The organism is Inquilinus sp. OTU3971 (genome assembly GCF_038440215.1).
Genome location: NZ_JASATH010000028.1, coordinates 18,934 through 35,144, shown reverse-complemented (window position 1 = coordinate 35,144; position 16,211 = coordinate 18,934). Strand labels below are relative to the sequence as shown.

At 70.5% G+C, this 16,211-nt stretch carries 11 protein-coding genes, 1 tRNA gene and 1 riboswitch; of the genes, 4 read left to right on the top strand and 8 right to left on the bottom strand.

Features of this window, described 5'->3' with window-relative positions; genetic code table 11:
• Positions 1-7: 7 nt before the first annotated feature.
• The 3 genes from hrpB to AAHM41_RS09835 form a co-directional block, all read right to left on the bottom strand.
• Positions 8-2,458, bottom strand: coding sequence for an ATP-dependent helicase HrpB (hrpB, locus tag AAHM41_RS09845; RefSeq protein ID WP_342236355.1), 2,451 nt, complete (start codon positions 2,456-2,458; stop codon positions 8-10).
• 20 nt (positions 2,459-2,478) lie between these two features.
• Positions 2,479-4,254 carry an SLC13 family permease gene (locus AAHM41_RS09840; protein ID WP_342236354.1) on the bottom strand — a complete coding sequence of 592 codons (1,776 nt, stop codon included), beginning with the start codon at positions 4,252-4,254 and terminating at the stop codon, positions 2,479-2,481.
• 110 nt (positions 4,255-4,364) lie between these two features.
• Entirely contained in the window at positions 4,365-4,904 is a 540-nt protein-coding gene (locus AAHM41_RS09835; protein ID WP_342236353.1) for a hypothetical protein, read from the bottom strand.
• 362 nt (positions 4,905-5,266) lie between these two features.
• Between AAHM41_RS09835 and lysS the strand changes: the two genes are divergently transcribed.
• The 4 genes from lysS to mmsB all read left to right on the top strand — a co-directional run bounded on the left by lysS (position 5,267) and on the right by mmsB (position 11,372).
• Positions 5,267-6,778 (top strand): lysine--tRNA ligase, encoded by a 1,512-nt coding sequence (lysS, locus tag AAHM41_RS09830; RefSeq protein WP_342236352.1) that lies wholly within the window; start codon positions 5,267-5,269, stop codon positions 6,776-6,778.
• Between the two features lie 638 nt (positions 6,779-7,416).
• Complete coding sequence (gene chvE, locus AAHM41_RS09825; protein ID WP_342236351.1) at positions 7,417-8,478, top strand: multiple monosaccharide ABC transporter substrate-binding protein; 1,062 nt, start codon at positions 7,417-7,419, stop codon at positions 8,476-8,478.
• Between the two features lie 105 nt (positions 8,479-8,583).
• Positions 8,584-10,152, top strand: a complete 1,569-nt coding sequence (mmsA, locus tag AAHM41_RS09820; RefSeq protein ID WP_342236350.1) for a multiple monosaccharide ABC transporter ATP-binding protein — start codon at positions 8,584-8,586, stop codon at positions 10,150-10,152.
• Positions 10,149-11,372 carry a multiple monosaccharide ABC transporter permease gene (gene mmsB, locus AAHM41_RS09815; RefSeq protein ID WP_342236349.1) on the top strand — a complete coding sequence of 408 codons (1,224 nt, stop codon included), beginning with the start codon at positions 10,149-10,151 and terminating at the stop codon, positions 11,370-11,372. The genes mmsA and mmsB overlap by 4 nt, the downstream gene beginning before the upstream one ends.
• A gap of 31 nt (positions 11,373-11,403) precedes the next feature.
• Here mmsB and thiD read toward each other — a convergent pair whose 3' ends face one another.
• The 5 genes from thiD to AAHM41_RS09790 all read right to left on the bottom strand — a co-directional run bounded on the left by thiD (position 11,404) and on the right by AAHM41_RS09790 (position 15,971).
• Positions 11,404-12,219, bottom strand: coding sequence for a bifunctional hydroxymethylpyrimidine kinase/phosphomethylpyrimidine kinase (thiD, locus tag AAHM41_RS09810; RefSeq protein ID WP_342236348.1), 816 nt, complete (start codon positions 12,217-12,219; stop codon positions 11,404-11,406).
• Positions 12,216-12,878, bottom strand: a complete 663-nt coding sequence (gene thiE, locus AAHM41_RS09805) for a thiamine phosphate synthase (protein ID WP_342236347.1) — start codon at positions 12,876-12,878, stop codon at positions 12,216-12,218. The genes thiD and thiE overlap by 4 nt, the downstream gene beginning before the upstream one ends.
• 58 nt (positions 12,879-12,936) lie before the next feature.
• A riboswitch (TPP riboswitch) is annotated at positions 12,937-13,044 on the bottom strand.
• Positions 13,045-13,097: 53 nt separating this feature from the next.
• Positions 13,098-14,120, bottom strand: coding sequence for an RNA 3'-terminal phosphate cyclase (gene rtcA, locus AAHM41_RS09800; protein WP_342236346.1), 1,023 nt, complete (start codon positions 14,118-14,120; stop codon positions 13,098-13,100).
• An 89-nt stretch (positions 14,121-14,209) separates the two neighbouring features.
• Complete coding sequence (locus AAHM41_RS09795) at positions 14,210-15,433, bottom strand: RtcB family protein (RefSeq protein ID WP_342236345.1); 1,224 nt, start codon at positions 15,431-15,433, stop codon at positions 14,210-14,212.
• Between the two features lie 398 nt (positions 15,434-15,831).
• Positions 15,832-15,971: transfer RNA gene (locus tag AAHM41_RS09790), tRNA-Cys, on the bottom strand.
• Between the last annotated feature and the right edge of the window lie 240 nt (positions 15,972-16,211).

Sequence of the window (16,211 nt, the reverse complement as noted above, 5' to 3'; positions counted from 1 at the left end):
GCCGGCCTCAGGTCCCGCGCGGCTTGGCCCGTGCGGTGGCGGGGGCGGCCAGCGGGTCGTCCGGCCAGGGGTGGCGGGGATAGCGGCCGCGCATGTCCTTGCGCACCTCGGCATAGCTGCCGGCCCAGAAGCCGGCGAGGTCGCGGGTCACCTGCAGCGGCCGCCCGGCCGGGGACAGCAGGTGGATCGCCACCGGCACCCGGCCGTTGCCGACGCGCGGCGTCTCGGCCTGGCCGAACATCTCCTGCAGCTTGACCGCCAGCACCGGTTGGGCCGGGTCGGCATAGTCCAGCGCCGCGCGGCGGCCGCTGGGAATCGGGATCGTGGCCGGCGCCAGCGTGTCCAGCGCGCGCTGCCGCTCCCAGCCCAGCGCGGTGGACAGGATCTGCGCCAGGTCCAGCCGGTCGAGATCGCTGCGCCGCCGCATCCCGCCGAGATGCAGCCCCAGCCAGTCCTCCAGCGTCCCGGTCAGCACCGCATCCGACCAGTCGGGCCAGGCCTCGCCCTCCAGCGCCCGGGCGAAGCCGACGCGCCGGCGCAGCGCCACCGCACCATCGCGCCAGGGCAGGGCGTCGAGACCCAGCCGCCGCACCCCGTCCAGCAGCGCCGCCGCGACGGAAGCGGGGTCCGGGTTCGGCAGCGCCGCGTCGGCCAGCACCAGCGCGCCCAGCCGGCGCTGGCGGCGGGCGGCCACCGCCTGCTCGGCCGCGTCCCAGGCGACCGTCTCGACCCAGGCGATGCGGTCGCCCAGCACCGCCTCCAGCGTCGCCTCGTCCAGCGGCGCCGCTGCGAGGATGCGGGCCTCGCGCCCGGCATCGTCGGTCTCGGCCACGGCGAGGTAGTCGGCACCGGCCAGCGGGTCGCTCTCGCGCAGCGCCGCGCCGCGGCCATTGGCCAGCAGGAAGCTGCCGCGCCCGCCGGGGCGGCGCCGGGCGACGCGGTCGGGATAGGCCAGGGCCAGCAGGGCGCCGGCATTCCCCGCTCCGCCGCCGGGGCCGAGGCCGAAGCGCCGGGCGATGTCACGCGCCGCCTCGCGCAGCCGGGCGACCGCCGGGTCGCCGCGGTCGCGATGCAGCGCCTCGATCGAGGCGCGCAGATCGGTCTCCGGCGAGGGGCGGCGGCCTTCCAGGATCGCCGCCAGCTCCGCCGCCGTGCCGCCGATCCCATCGGCCTTGGCGCGCAGCACCATGTGGGCCAGGCGCGGATGCAGCGGCAGCCGGGCCATCGCCTTACCATGCGCGGTGGGGCGGCCATCCGGATCGATGGCGCCGAGATCGGCCAGCAGCGTCCGCGCCTGGGCCAGTGCCGCGGCCGGCGGCGGGTCGAGCCAGGCCAGGTCGCCCCCGTCCTCGCCCACACCCCACAGCGCCAGCTCCAGCGCCAGCGGCGCCAGGTCGGCGACCAGGATCTCGGGCGGGTCGAACGGCGCCATGGCGCCCTCGCCGGCCCTGGCCCACAGGCGCCAGCACACGCCGGACCCGGTCCGCCCGGCGCGGCCGCGGCGCTGGTCGGCGGCAGCGCGGGCGATGGTCACCGTCTCCAGCCGGCTCATGCCGGTGCGCGGGTCGAAGCGCGGCGCCCGGGCCAGGCCGCTGTCGATCACCACACGCACGCCCTCGATGGTCAGGCTGGTCTCGGCGATGTTGGTGGCCAGCACCACCTTGCGCGTCCCCACCGGCGCCGGGCGGATCGCCTGGTCCTGCGCCGCCGCCGGCAGGTCGCCGTAGAGCGGGGCCACGGCCACGCCGTCGCCGAGGCCGGCCAGCTTCGCCTGCACCCGCCGGATCTCGCGCGCGCCGGGCAGGAACACCAGCAGGCTGCCGGTCTCCTCCGCCAGCGCGTCGCGCACCGCCCGGGCGACGGCATCCTCGATCGCCTCGCCGGGACGGGGCGGGCGGTGATGCGTCTCCACCGGCCAGGCCCGGCCCTCCGAGGTGACGACCGGCGCATCGCCCAGCAGGCGCGCCACCGGCCCGCCATCCAGCGTCGCCGACATCACCAGCAGGCGCAGGTCGTCGCGCAGCACCGCCGTCTCCAGCGCCAGGGCCAGGCCGAGATCGGCGTTCAGGCTGCGCTCGTGGAACTCGTCGAAGATCACGGCGCCGACGCCTTCCAGCGCCGGGTCGTCCTGCAGCATCCGGGTCAGGATGCCCTCGGTCACCACCTCGATCCGTGTGTTCGGGCCGACCTTGCGGTCCATCCGGATGCGGTAGCCGACCGTGTCGCCGACCCGTTCGTGCAGCAGCGACGCCATGTGGCCGGCGGCGGCACGGGCCGCGATCCGCCGCGGTTCCAGCATGATGATCCTGCCGCCGCCCAGCCAGGGCTGGTCCAGCAGCGCCAGCGGCACCCGCGTGGTCTTGCCGGCGCCGGGCGGCGCCTGCAGTACGGCGCGGCCGTGCTCGGCCAGCGCGGCGCGCAGCGGCGGCAGGGCCGTGTCGATCGGCAGAGGGGCCAAGGTCGGAATCACAGGTGGGGTCACGCGGTGAAGGGCCAGATGATCGGGATCAAGAGGACCGAGACGACGATGATGATGGCGTCGAGCGGCAGGCCGACGCGCCAGAAATCCGACACCTCATAGCCGCCCGGCCCCATGATGAGGGTGTTGTTCTGGTGGCCGAACGGGGTCAGGAAGTCGCAGCTGGCGCCGATCGCCACCGCGATCAGGAACGGGTCGGGGCTGAGGCCGAGCTGCTGGGCGATGCCGATCACGATCGGCGCCATGATCACCACGGTCGCGGCGTTGTTCAGCATCGGGGTGACGGCCATGGTTGCGGCCAGCACCACGGCCAGGACCAGATGCGGCGGTATGTCCTGCGCCACGGCGGCGATGCCGTCGGCCAGCAGCTGCGCCGTGCCCGTGGTCTCCAGCGCGCCGCCGACCGGTATCATGGCGCCCAGCAGCACGATCACCGGCCAGTCGATGGCGGTGTACAGGTCGCGCAGCGGGATGGCGCGGGCGGCCAGCATGCCCATCACCGCCAGGGCGAAGGCGATGGTGGCCGGGAGGTAGCCGGTCGCGGTGGCGGCGATGGCGGCGACGAACAGGGCCAGCGGCAGCCACAGGTTGCGGCTGCGCAGGCTCAGGCGGCGCTGGGCCAGCGGCAGGCAGCCCAGCGCCTGCAGCGTGTCCGGCAGGGTGTCGGCGTCGCCCTGCAGCAGCAGCACGTCGCCGGGCTCGATCGCGATGTCACGCAGCCGCTGCCTCACCGGATGGCCGTGCCGCGACACTGCCAGCATGTTGACCCCATGGCGGCGGCGCAGCTCGAGATCGGCCGGGCTGGCCCCGCGGATCCAGGCATTGGCCGGCACCACCGCCTCGGACGTCACCAGGTCGCGCAGGCCGCCGGCCTCGGGCGGGCGCTCGGCCGCCAGGGTGATGTCGCCATCGCCCAGCGCCTGCTCCAGCGCCTGGGTGTCGGCCTGCACCATCAGCAGGTCGCCGGGCACCAGATGCTCCAGCCTTATCAGCCCGGCGATGCGGCGTTTGCCGCGGACGATGCCGAGCACGACGATCCGTCCCTTCTGCGCCTCCTCGAAGGCCATCACCGAGCGCCCGGCCATCTTCGACTTCGGGGTGACCTCGACCTCGGTGGCGTAGCGGCTGATCTCGAAGCTCTCCTCCTCCGCCCTTTGGCCACGGCGGCTGGACGGGATCAGCCGCCAGCCGATCAGCAGCATGTAGGCCAGGCCGGCGACGGTCAGCGCCAGGCCGACCGGGGCGAAGTCGAACAGGTGGAACGGCTCGCCCACCGCCTTCTCGCGGAAGGCCGAGATCAGCAGGTTCGGCGGCGTGCCGATCAGCGTGACGGTGCCGCCCAAGAGGGTGGCGAAGGACAGCGGCATCAGGATCGCCGAGGGCGAATAGCCGGCGCTGCGGGCGCCCTGGATCGCCACCGGCAGCACCAGCGCCAGCGCCCCGACATTGTTCATGAAGGCCGAGATCAGGGCGCCGAAGCTGCACAGCACCACCATCTGGGCGAAGCGGCCGTCGGCGATGCGCGCCAGCGCCGCGACCATACGGTCGACCGCGCCGGACAGGGCCAGGGCCCGGCCGATCACCAGCACCGCGGCAACGGTGACGACGGCGGGGTTGCCGAAGCCGGAGAAGGCATCGTCGGCCTTGACCAGCCCCAGCAGCACGGCGGCCAGCAGCGCGCCGACGGCGACCAGATCGAAGCGGATGCGGTTCCACACGAACAAGGCCAGCGTCGCGGCCAGCAGGGCGACGATCGCGATCTGGTCCTGGGTCATCCGGGCTGCGGTCCGTTCGGCGGTCTCGGGACTCTGTCTACACCCCGACGCGCCGGATCGTGCCTGTGCGTCGCGGCGGGCGGTTCTTCCTACACCGGATGGACCGTCCGTCAGTAGCCCAGCGTCACCATCGAGTAGATGTCGGTGCCCATCTCGACCGCCTCCAGCACCGGGTTCCTGCGACCCCCGGCGACGGTGCCGCGCACCACGATCGGCCGGCCGGGGGCCAGGCGGCTGCGGTCGGGGTCCATGGCCAGGGCGAAGGCCGGGGCGAAGCGGATCACGGTCTTGTCCTTCAGGATCACGCCGTCGGGCCGGCCGGCGCCGTCGGTCAGCACGAAGTCGATCAGGCCGCTCTTCTCGGTCAGCATCGGCCGGGCCGGGACATAGACGGTGGTCGCGGCGGGAACCGAGATCACGGGCGCGGGCGCCGGGTGCACCACGCGTGGGGGGGCCGCGGCGACCACGCGCGGTGCCACGACCGCCGGGGGCGGCGGCGGGGCCATGACCACCGGGGCCGGAACGGTGCGCGGCGGCGCATAGGTCACGGTGGGCGGCGGCGGCGAGACGCGGGCGGGCGTGGTCGCGATCACCTGCGGTGCGGTGTAGGCCGGCGACACGGCCACCGGCTGCGGCTCGGTCCTGGTCATGGCGGGACGCTCGGCAGTGGCCCCGGGTTCAGTCGAATAGGCCCAGGGGGTGGTATCGGTACAGCCTGCCAGACCGGCCGCGGCGACGGTCGCTGCCATCGCCACGCGGGATACGCTCTCTCTCATCTCGAACGTCCTCACTGCTCACGGCCGCCGGTCGGTTGCGATGCCGGCTTCAATACGAAAGTATGACTCAATTTCTCATAAACAGGTGTGGAACATTCGGATATCGAAAACGGCCGCTGCCTTGGGAAGAAGAAGGGGGCCATGCGCGGAACCGGCTTGCACCCCCGGGGTGCGGCGAGTAGAGGACGCGATCCCCGTTTGTCCGTCTTGTCGTTCCCTGCCCTGGAGTCCCGATCATGTCCGACAGCGTCGAGAGCGTCCGCGCCCCGCACGACGATGCCGACAACCCGCTGAAGACGCCGCGGCTGGAGAAACTGCGGGCGCTGCGGGCGAAGGGGATCGACCCTTACCCCTACCACTACGAGAAGACGGCCGACGCCGCCGGGCTGCAGGCGCGCTACGCCGAGCTGCCGGCCGAGGCGGAGAAGCCGGAGGACGTGGTCCGCATCGCCGGCCGCATCCGGGCGTACCGCAACAGCGGCATGTTCATCGACCTGCACGATGTCAGCGGCAAGATCCAGGTGTTCTGCCACAAGGACTATGCTGACCCGGCGACGCTGGAGCTGGTCGGGCTGCTCGACATCGGCGACCTGATCGGCGTCGAGGGCTTCATCCGCCGCACCAAGCGCGGCGAGCTGACCATCAACGTCCGGCACGTCACCCTGCTGGCCAAGACGCTGCTGCCGCTGCCGGAGAAGTATCACGGCCTGACCGATGTCGAGGCCCGCTACCGCCAGCGCTATCTCGACCTGATCATGAGCGAGGAGAGCCGCGAGACCTTCCGCGCCCGCAGCCGGATCGTCGCCGACATCCGCAGGCTGATGCAGGACCGCGGCTTCCTCGAGGTCGAGACGCCGATGCTGCATCCGATCCTGGGCGGTGCCTCGGCCAAGCCGTTCGTGACGCATCACAACACGCTCGACATGGACCTGTACCTGCGCATCGCGCCGGAGCTGTACCTGAAGCGGCTGATCGTCGGCGGCGTGTCGGAGCGGGTGTTCGAGATCAACCGCAACTTCCGCAACGAGGGCATCTCGACCCGGCACAACCCGGAGTTCACGATGCTCGAGCTGTACCAGGCCTATGCCGACTACACCGACATGATGGCGCTGGCCGAGGATATCTTCGCCGCCGCGGCGAAGGCGGCCACCGGCGGCACCACGGTGACCTTCGGCGAGCACCGGATCGAGTTCGGCGGCCAGTACCGCCGTGCCCCGATGACCGAGCTGGTGAAGGAGGCGACCGGCGTCGACTTCCTGCAGATCGAGGGCGCGGAAGCCGCACGCGAGGCGGCCCGCGGCCTGCAGCTCAAGGTCTCCGGCAAGGAGAATTGGGGCCAGGTGGTGGAGCTGGTGTTCGGCGAGACGGTCGAGCACACGCTGGTCCAGCCGACCCATGTCACCGACATGCCGAAGGAGATCTCGCCGCTGGCCAAGGCGCATCGCAGCGACCCGCGCCTGACCGAGCGGTTCGAGACCTATGCCAATGGCTGGGAGATCGCCAACGCCTTCTCCGAGCTCAGCGACCCGCAGGACCAGTATGAGCGCTTCGCCGCCCAGGTCGCGGCCCGCGATGCCGGCGACGACGAGGCCCAGATGATGGACCGCGACTACGTCACCGCGCTGGAATACGGCCTGCCGCCGAGCGGCGGCATGGGCGTCGGCATCGACCGGCTGGTGATGCTGGTCACCAACTCCGCCTCGATCCGCGACGTCATCCTGTTCCCGACCCTGCGGCCGCGGAAGTAAGGCGCTTACCCCTCCCGCCAGGAGCGGGGGCTGTGATGGAATTGGCGGTGCCCTTCGCGTTGCCTCTCCCGCGTGGCGGGAGAGGTCGGGCTCGCGCAGCGAGACCGGGTGAGGGCTGGCCCAGGCCTCGACAAACCCCCTCACCCGGAGCCGCTTCGCGTCTCCGACCTCTCCCGCAAGCGGGAGAGGCAACGCCGCCTGCTGAAAAGCTCCATAGAATGCAGCGATTGCCTCGTTTCCGCGGCGGCGCTTGACAGCGCGACGGCTCGGCGAGAGATTACGCCAAATTGTATGAGGATTGGATCGGCAGGGCCGGCCCCCAACAACCACAAGGCGTCGCAGTCGCGTTCACAGGGAGGAGCACATGGATTTCACCACATCGACGAGGCGTCGGGCTTGATCCATCGGCGGCAGGCTGTCCGGCGTTCCGCGAGGAGCGCGCGCGGAGGTTTGCCCGCCGATCGGCGTTTCGCGGGATCGCCGGCGCCGGATTCACAGGGAGTTCGTGACCGCGGACGGGCCGGCTGGAATGGCCGGGACTGCGGCGGCATCATGGGCCATCATGCGGCAACAGCGCGCCGGGATTTCACCGGAACGGCCGGCCCGGGCGCAGAAGAGTGTAGCAGAGGGAGAAAACGGTGAAGCTGATCACATCCATCACGGCGCTGGCGCTGGGGCTGTCCGCCTTCGCGCTGTCGGCGCAGGCCGCCGAGAAGGGCCTCGTCGGCGTCTCGATGCCGACCAAGACCTCGGCGCGCTGGATCGCCGACGGCGACAACATGGTCAAGTCGCTGCAGGCCAAGGGTTACGAGGCCGACCTGCAATATGCCGGCGACGACATCCCGACCCAGCTGTCGCAGATCGAGAACATGGTCACCAAGGGCGCCAAGGTGCTGGTGATCGCCGCGATCGACGGCACCACGCTGTCCTCGGTGCTGCAGCAGGCGCATGACGCCGGGATCAAGGTCATCGCCTATGACCGCCTGATCCGCGACACGCCGAATGTCGACTACTACACCACCTTCGACAACTTCCAGGTGGGTGTGCTGCAGGCAGGCTCGCTGGTCGATGCGCTCGGCCTGAAGGACGGCAAGGGCCCGTTCAACGTCGAGCTGTTCGGCGGCTCGCCGGACGACAACAACGCCTTCTTCTTCTACGACGGCGCGATGTCGGTGCTGCAGCCCTACATCGACAGCAAGAAGATCGCGGTGCCGAGCGGCCAGATGGGCATGGACAAGGTCGGCATCCTGCGCTGGGACGCCGCCACCGCCCAGGCCCGCATGGACAACCTGCTGTCGGCGTACTACGGCGACAAGAAGGTCGACGCCGTGCTGTCGCCCTATGACGGCCTGTCGATGGGCATCATCGCCTCGCTGAAGGCGGTGGGCTACGGCTCGGGCGACCGGCCGCTGCCCTTCGTCTCCGGCCAGGACGCCGAGGTCCCGTCGGTCAAGTCGATCCTCGCCGGCGACCAGTACTCGACCGTGTTCAAGGACACCCGCGACCTGGCCAAGGTCACCGTCGACATGATCGACGCCGTGATGTCCGGCGCCGAGCCGAAGGTCAACGACACCAAGACCTACAACAACGGGGTCAAGGTGGTGCCGTCCTACCTGCTGACGCCGGTCCCGGTCACCAAGGACAACGTGCAGAAGGTGCTGGTCGACAGCGGCTACTACACCGCCGACCAACTGAAGTAATCTGACGTGCCCCCAAGGGCCCCGTGCCTCCGGGCGCGGGGCCCTGCCGTTGCGTCTGCCGCGGTCGGGCGGCAGGCCGGCGCCCGTGGCGAGCGGAGCCCAGAGGTGGATACGATTAATCCAGTCGATACGATCCTGGAGATGCGCGGGATCACCAAGACGTTCCCGGGCGTGAAGGCGCTCAGCAACGTCAACCTTGCGGTCAGGCGCGGCGAGATCCACGCCGTGGTCGGCGAGAACGGCGCCGGCAAGTCGACGCTGATGAAGGTCCTGTCCGGCGTCTACCCCCACGGCTCCTATGAGGGCGAGATCCATTTCGAGGGGCAGGAGCGGCACTTCCGCTCGATCGCGGACAGCGAACACGCCGGCATCATCATCATCCATCAGGAGCTGGCGCTGGTGCCGCTCCTGTCGATCGCCGAGAACCTGTTCCTCGGCAACGAGGTCGCGTCCAGGGGTATCATCGACTGGAACGAGACGCTGGTCCGGGCCCGGGCGCTCCTGACCAAAGTCGGGCTGAAGGAGAACCCGGCGACGCTGGTCACCAATATCGGCGTCGGCAAGCAGCAGCTGGTCGAGATCGCCAAGGCGCTGTCGAAGGAGGTCAAGCTCCTGATCCTCGACGAGCCGACGGCCAGCCTGAACGAGAGCGACAGCAACGCGCTCCTGGAGCTGCTGCTGGAGTTCAAGCGCCAGGGCATCTCCTCGATCCTGATCTCGCACAAGCTGAACGAGATCACCAAGGTCGCGGATTCGATCACCATCCTGCGCGACGGGTCGACGATCGAGACGCTGGATGCGCGGGGCGGCGAGGTCAACGAGGACCGGATCATCAAGGGCATGGTCGGCCGCGACCTGACCGACCGCTACCCCGAGCGTGAGCCGAAGCTGGGCGAGACCTTGTTCGCGGTGAAGGGCTGGAGCGTCTACCACCCGCTGCATTCCGAGCGGCAGATGATCAAGGGCATCGACCTCGATGTCCGCGCCGGCGAGGTGGTGGGCATTGCCGGGCTGATGGGGGCGGGGCGGACCGAGTTCGCGATGAGCGTGTTCGGCCGGGCCTACGGCCAGAAGATCACCGGCACCGCGACGATGCGGGGGCAGCCGGTCGATCTCGCCACCGTGCCCAAGGCGATCGCCGCCGGCCTCGCCTATGTCACCGAGGACCGCAAGTCGCTGGGCCTGGTGCTGGGCGATTCGATCCAGCACAACATCCCGCTGGCCCATCTTCCCGGCGTGGCGCGCCGCGGCATCGTCGACGAGATGCGCGAGCTCAAGGTCGCCTTCGACTACCGGCGCAAGCTCAACATCCGTTCCTCCGGCGTGCAGCAGCAGACGGTCAACCTGTCCGGCGGCAACCAGCAGAAGGTGGTGCTGAGCAAGTGGCTGTTCGCGGAGCCTGAGGTGCTGATCCTCGACGAGCCGACCCGCGGCATCGACGTCGGCGCCAAATACGAGATCTACACGATCATCAACCAGCTGGTGGCGTCCGGGAAGGGCGTCATCATGATCTCCTCGGAAATGCCCGAGCTGCTCGGCATGTGCGACCGGATCTACGTCATGAACGAGGGCCGCCTCGTCGCCGAGATGCCGGCCCGGGACGCATCCCAGGAAAACATCATGCGGGCGATCATGCGCTCGAGAGAGATTGGGCCTAGGGAGGCCAGGCAATGACCACCGAAACCACCGCTCTGCAGGAGCGCGCGAACACCCGGATCGGCGAGTTCCTGAAGAACAACATCCGCGAATACGCGATGCTGCTCTCGCTGGTCGCGATCATGATCATCTTCCAGATCGCGACCGACGGCCGGCTGTTCACGCCGCTGAACCTCAGCAACCTGATCCAGCAGAACGCCTACGTCATCGTGCTGGCCTTCGGCATGCTGCTGGTGATCGTCAGCGGCCATATCGACCTGTCGGTCGGGTCGGTGGCGGGCTTCGTCGGCGCGGTCGGCGGCGCGCTGATGGTATGGCAGGGCATCAACCCCTGGCTCGCGGCCATCGCCTGCCTGGTGCTGGGCGCGGTGATCGGGGCGGCCCAGGGCTATTTCATCGCCTACCGCAAGATCCCGTCCTTCATCGTCACCCTGGCGGGAATGCTGGCCTTCCGCGGCCTCTGCATCATGGTGCTGAACGGCGAGCGCGCCGGTCCGGTGCCGGTCGACTTCCAGAAGATGTCCTCGGGCTTCATCTTCGAGCCGTTCGGGTCGCTGCCGGAGCTGTTCACCGGCAACGGCAAGGTCTGGATCACCACGCTGCTGATCAGCCTGGCCGTGCCGCTGATCCTGGTGTGGTTCAACGTCCAGAAGCGGCGCAACGAGATCCAGCACGGGGTCGAGCAGGAGCCGCTGCTGTTCTTCGTGATCAAGAACGTGGCCACGGTGGTGGCGCTGGCCGGGCTCGGCTATCTGCTGGCCACCTATAACGGCTTGCCCAACATCCTGATCCTGATGGGCGTGCTGGTCGTGCTCTACGCCTTCGTCACCACCCGCACCACGCTGGGCCGCCGCATCTACGCCGTCGGCGGCAACGAGAAGGCGGCCAAGCTGTCCGGCATCGACACCGAGAAGCTGGTGTTCCTGACCTTCGTCAACATGGGGGTGCTGGCGGCGCTGGCCGGGCTGATCACCACGGCGCGCCTGACCTCGGCGACGCCGCAGGCCGGCAACCAGTACGAGCTCGACGCCATCGCCGCCTGCTTCATCGGCGGCGCCTCGGCCTCGGGCGGCGTCGGCAAGATCACCGGCGTGGTGATCGGCGCCTTCATCATGGGCGTGATGAACAACGGCATGTCGATCCTCGGCCTCGGCATCGACCTGCAGATGGTGATCAAGGGCCTGGTGCTGCTCGCCGCCGTCGCCTTCGACGTCTACAACAAGAACAAGGTCGGCTGAGCGGCCGCAGCAGCGGGGGTGGCCGGCTCGGTCACCCCCACCATGCATGGAAATGGTGCAGCGGCCCGTGGCCGCCGCCGACGGACAGGCGGTCGGCCGCGGCCAGCGCCCCGGTCAGGTAGGTCTTCGCCTCGCGCACCGCCGTCTCCAGGTCCGGCCGCTGCGGCAACAAGGCCGCGATGGCGGAGGACAGGGTGCAGCCGGTGCCGTGGGTGTTGCGGGTGGCGATCCGCGGCGCTGCCAGGGTCAGCGACCCCGCCGCCATGAGCAGCAGGTCCGGGCTCTCCGCCTCCGCCAGATGGCCGCCCTTCAACAGCACGGCCCGGGGACCGAGATCGAGCAACGCCGCGGCGATCTCCGGCATCTCGTCCCGGTGCTCGGCCGGCGTGCGGCCCAGCAGGTCGGCGGCCTCGGGCAGGTTCGGGGTAACCACAGTGGCCAGCGGCAGCAGTTCCTCGCGCAGCGCCGCCACGGCGTCGGGATCCAGCAGCCGGTCGCCGCTCTTCGCCACCATCACCGGGTCGACCACCACCCGGGTCAGCCCGTGCCGGCGCAGCGCGTCGGCCACCACGCGCACGATCTCGCCGGTCGCCAGCATGCCGATCTTGACCGCATCGATCCGGACATCGGCCAGCAGGCAGTCGATCTGCTTGGCGACGAAGGCCGGCGACACCAGCTCCACCGCCTGCACCCCACGGGTGTTCTGGGCGACCAGGGCGGTGATCACCGCGCAGCCATAGGCGCCGAGGGCGGAGAAGGTCTTCAGATCGGCCTGGATGCCGGCGCCGCCCGAGGGGTCGGTGCCGGCGATGGTCAGGACGTTGGGGATGGTGCGGGGCGGGATCATCGCGTCCGCCCCTCCGTCACCGCAGCGGCGATCGCCCGGGCCGCCGCCTCCGGGTCGGGCGCGGCGCAGATCGCCGACACCACGGCGACGCCGTCCGCCCCGGCCGCGATCACCTCGGCGGTCCGGGCCGCGTCGAGGCCGCCGATGCCGACGGCGGGCAGCGGCAGCAGCCGGCGCAGCGCCCGGAAGCCCTCGACCCCGATCGCCGGCCGGGCTTCGGCCTTGGTGGTGGTGGCGAAGACCGGGCCGATGCCGGCGTAGTCGGCGACGCCGGTGTCGACCGCCCGCGCCTCGGCCGCGTCATGCACGGTGACGCCGACGATGCGGCCAGGGCCCAGCAGGCGCCGCGCCGTCGCCGCCGGCATGTCGCGGTCGCCGAGATGGACGCCGTCGGCGCCGACCGCCAGGGCCACGTCGACCCGGTCGTTGATCACCAGGGGCACGCCGTGCGGCGCCAGCACCGCCTGCAGCGCCCCGGCCGCGGCGATCAGCCCGCGCGTCGTGGCGTCGGGGTCGCGCAACTGCACCATGGTGACGCCACCTTGCGCCGCCGCCGCGGCCACGGCGGCAACGCCGCGCGGACCGCTCAGCCGCGTGTCGGTGACGAGATAGACCGACAGGTCGAAGCGCCGCCTCGATTCCGGTGCCGCAACAGCCATTCCGCTCCTCCTCCAGTGGAGGGAGCAGTCGGCGATCGATCCTGGGGATCGGGGCCCGATGGGCATCGCGTGACGGCTCCCTTCGCTGGCATGACCCAGATCAGGTTCGACGGGTATGATCTCAGCCCCCCGGATCGAACTTCGGCGGGCACCCCGTGTCACTTCCGGGTACAGGCTCGCAAGCCGGGAAGGCCGGTGTCAAGCGCACCGGCCTCGCGCTCACCGCGCCGGCACCGTGACCAGCACGCTGCGGCCGGTGTGGCGGGTCACCACGATCCGGGCGCCGAGGAAGGCCTCGATCACCGCGATGTTGGTGCGGGTGTGCGGCGTCGGCGGCACCGTGACGAACCGGCCGCCCGCGCCCAGCGCCATCGGCAGCAGCAGCTGGTCCGCCAGATGCGGCCCGACCGGGGCGCGGCTGGCGAGATACTGCCGCACCGCCTTTGCCGTCGCGGCGGCGACATCCTCCGCCGGCAGGCCGGGCTGGCCGTGACCGGTGAAGACCTCGGTCGCGTGCTCATGCGCCACCGTCACGGTCAGGCAGTTGCCCGGCCCCTCCGCGGCGACGGCGCGGACCGGGGCCAGCGCCTCGTCCCGCCAGCGCAGGGCCTTGGCGACGGTCGCCGTCTCCCGCGCCGCGATATGCAGCGGCAGATGGGTGACCACCGCATCCACCTGCTGCGACACCAGGGCGCCGCGCCGCTCCAGCACCAGCGGCGCCGGCTGGCCGCGCGGCATCACCTCGACCTCGACCACGCCGCCGCCCGCCGGATAGAAGCCGTGCCGGCGCAGCACCGCCTGGGCATGGAAGCCCATGCGGTGCAGCAGCGGCAGGAAGGCGCGGTCGGCGAAATCAAAGCTCGGCGCGCCCATGGCATGGGTGCCGCCCTGCAGCCGCAGCCGCGACGGCGCGTTCGCCAGGGCCAGCGGCAGCAGCACGGTCTGCAGCACCAGCAGGGTCGACCCGGCCGAACCGATGGCGAAATCATATTCGCCGGCCGCGACCGTGCCCGGCGCGAAGCCGAGCGCGGTCGAGCCCAGCTCGGCCCCCGTCACCGCGGCCCGGCCGATCTCGGCCGCCGCCTTCACCGCGGTCAAATGCTGGCGCAGCAGCCCCGGCTTGGCGCGCCCCGCGCGGATCCTCTCGATCCGAAACGGGGTGCCGGTCGCCAGGGACAGGGTCAGGGCCGAGCGCAGGATCTGCCCCCCGCCCTCGCCCTCGGATCCGTCGATCGTGATCATGGTCGGTTCTTTCTTATCGTTCTTGTCGGTCGACCACGAGCAACGGCAGGCAGCGGTCCGGCTGCCCGGACCGCTGCCCGTGGCGTTCGCTATCCCTTGACGCAGACGATCTGGCGCAGCGTGTGCACGACCTCCACCAGATCGGACTGGGCGGCCATCACGGCGTCGATGTCCTTGTAGGCCTTGGGCGTCTCGTCGATGACGCCCTCGTCCTTCCGGCATTCGATCCCCGCGGTGGCCGCTTCATGGTCGGCGACCGTGAACCGCCGTTTCGCCTCGGTCCGCGACATCACCCGCCCGGCCCCGTGGGAGCAGGAGCAGAAGCTGTCGGGGTTGCCCTTGCCGCGGACGATGAAGGATCGCGCCCCCATCGATCCCGGGATGATGCCCAGGTCCCCCTCGCGGGCGCGCACGGCGCCCTTGCGGGTGACCCAGACGTTCTCGCCGAAGTGATGCTCCCGCTCCACGTAGTTGTGATGGCAGTTGATCGCCTCGTCGGTGACGCCGAATTCGGTGAAGGCGGCGGCCATCGCCGCCAGCGCCTGCTTCAGCATCACGTCCCGGTTGGCCCGGGCGTAGTCCTGCGCCCAGCCGACCGCGTCCATGTAGTCGTCGAACAGTGCCGAGCCCTCGGCCAGATAGGCCAGGTCCCGGTCCGGCAGGTGGATGAACAGCCGCTCCATCTCCCGGCGCGCCGCGGCGATGAAGAAGCTGCCGATGCGGTTGCCGACCCCGCGCGAGCCGGAATGCAGCATCACCCACACGCGGTCGTCCTGGTCCAGGCAGACCTCGATGAAGTGATTGCCGCCGCCCAGCGTGCCGATCTGCCGCGCTGGCGAATGCCGGGTGGAGATCGCCGGGTACTTGTGCTGCAGCGCGTCGTAGCGCTGCTTGAACGACGAGTACCAGGCGTTCTCCGCCGCGCGCGGCACGTCCTGCCCGTGATCGGCCATCCCGACCGGGATCACCGCCTCGAGCGCCGAGCGCAGCCCGGACAGGCTGTCCGGCAGCTGGTGGCTGGTCAGGGTCGTGCGCACCGCGCACATGCCGCAGCCGATGTCGACGCCGACCGCCGCCGGGATGATCGCCCCGCGCGTCGGGATGACCGACCCGATGGTCGCGCCCTTGCCGTAATGCACGTCCGGCATCGCCGCGACATGCTTGTGGATGAACGGCAGGGTCGCGGTGTTCAGCAGCTGCTGGCGCGAGCCGTCGTCCACGGGCACGCCGCGGGTCCACATCTTGACCGGCTTGGCGCGCGTGCCGCGCGCCGGGGCGAAGCTTTCGGTGAGGAGGTCGTAAGTCCGGTCCATGATGCGTGTCCTTAAGTCCAGAAGGCCGCATGGCGACGAGGGTGATGAAACGCGTGCCCGCCCGGACCGAGGCCCGGGCGGGCTCCTGCTCTACCGCTGAGCTACGGGCCGGTCCCGTGAGGGATAGGCCCGGCGGGATTCGAACCCGCGGCTAGGGGATTAAGAATCCATGGAGTTCCATCGGCATTCGCCATGCGTTCGGGTGCAGCGACAAGGGATGGCGGGATCTCCCGCGCCGCGGCGAACCGCTATGCGGGCGAGGACTTGAACCTCACGGCTTGCGCCGCTACCCGATGGAATCCCGGCCGGCATTCGCTGCGATCTGTGGTCCTTTCAAACGGTTGTATGGGGGCGGCGACGAGGGTTCGCGAGAGCGTTTCCTGAGCTACCGGACCTCGCGGCCCGGGGCGGAGTCGAACCGCCGCCACCTGCCTTGCGGCAGGTGCTCTGACCAATGGACTCCCGCAGGCATTCGCCGCGCGAGGCTGTGACGACGAGGGATGGCGAAACCATTGCTCTACCCTCTGAGCTACGGGCCCGCAGTGAGGTGGTGGACCCGGCAGGATTCGAACTTGCGACAGATGGAATTCCGCCGGCATTCGTCACGAAACACGGTTGGCCATGGCGACGAGGTGGTGCGGGAGGCGAGCTTCCGACACGGGGTCGGAGGCGTGTTTCCGGCACGCCACGCTCTGGGGTGGATGTACTCCCGCACGGCATTCGCCATGGTTCCAACCAGGAGGACGAGGGGTGCCGGGACAACCCGCCGAAGCGGTGC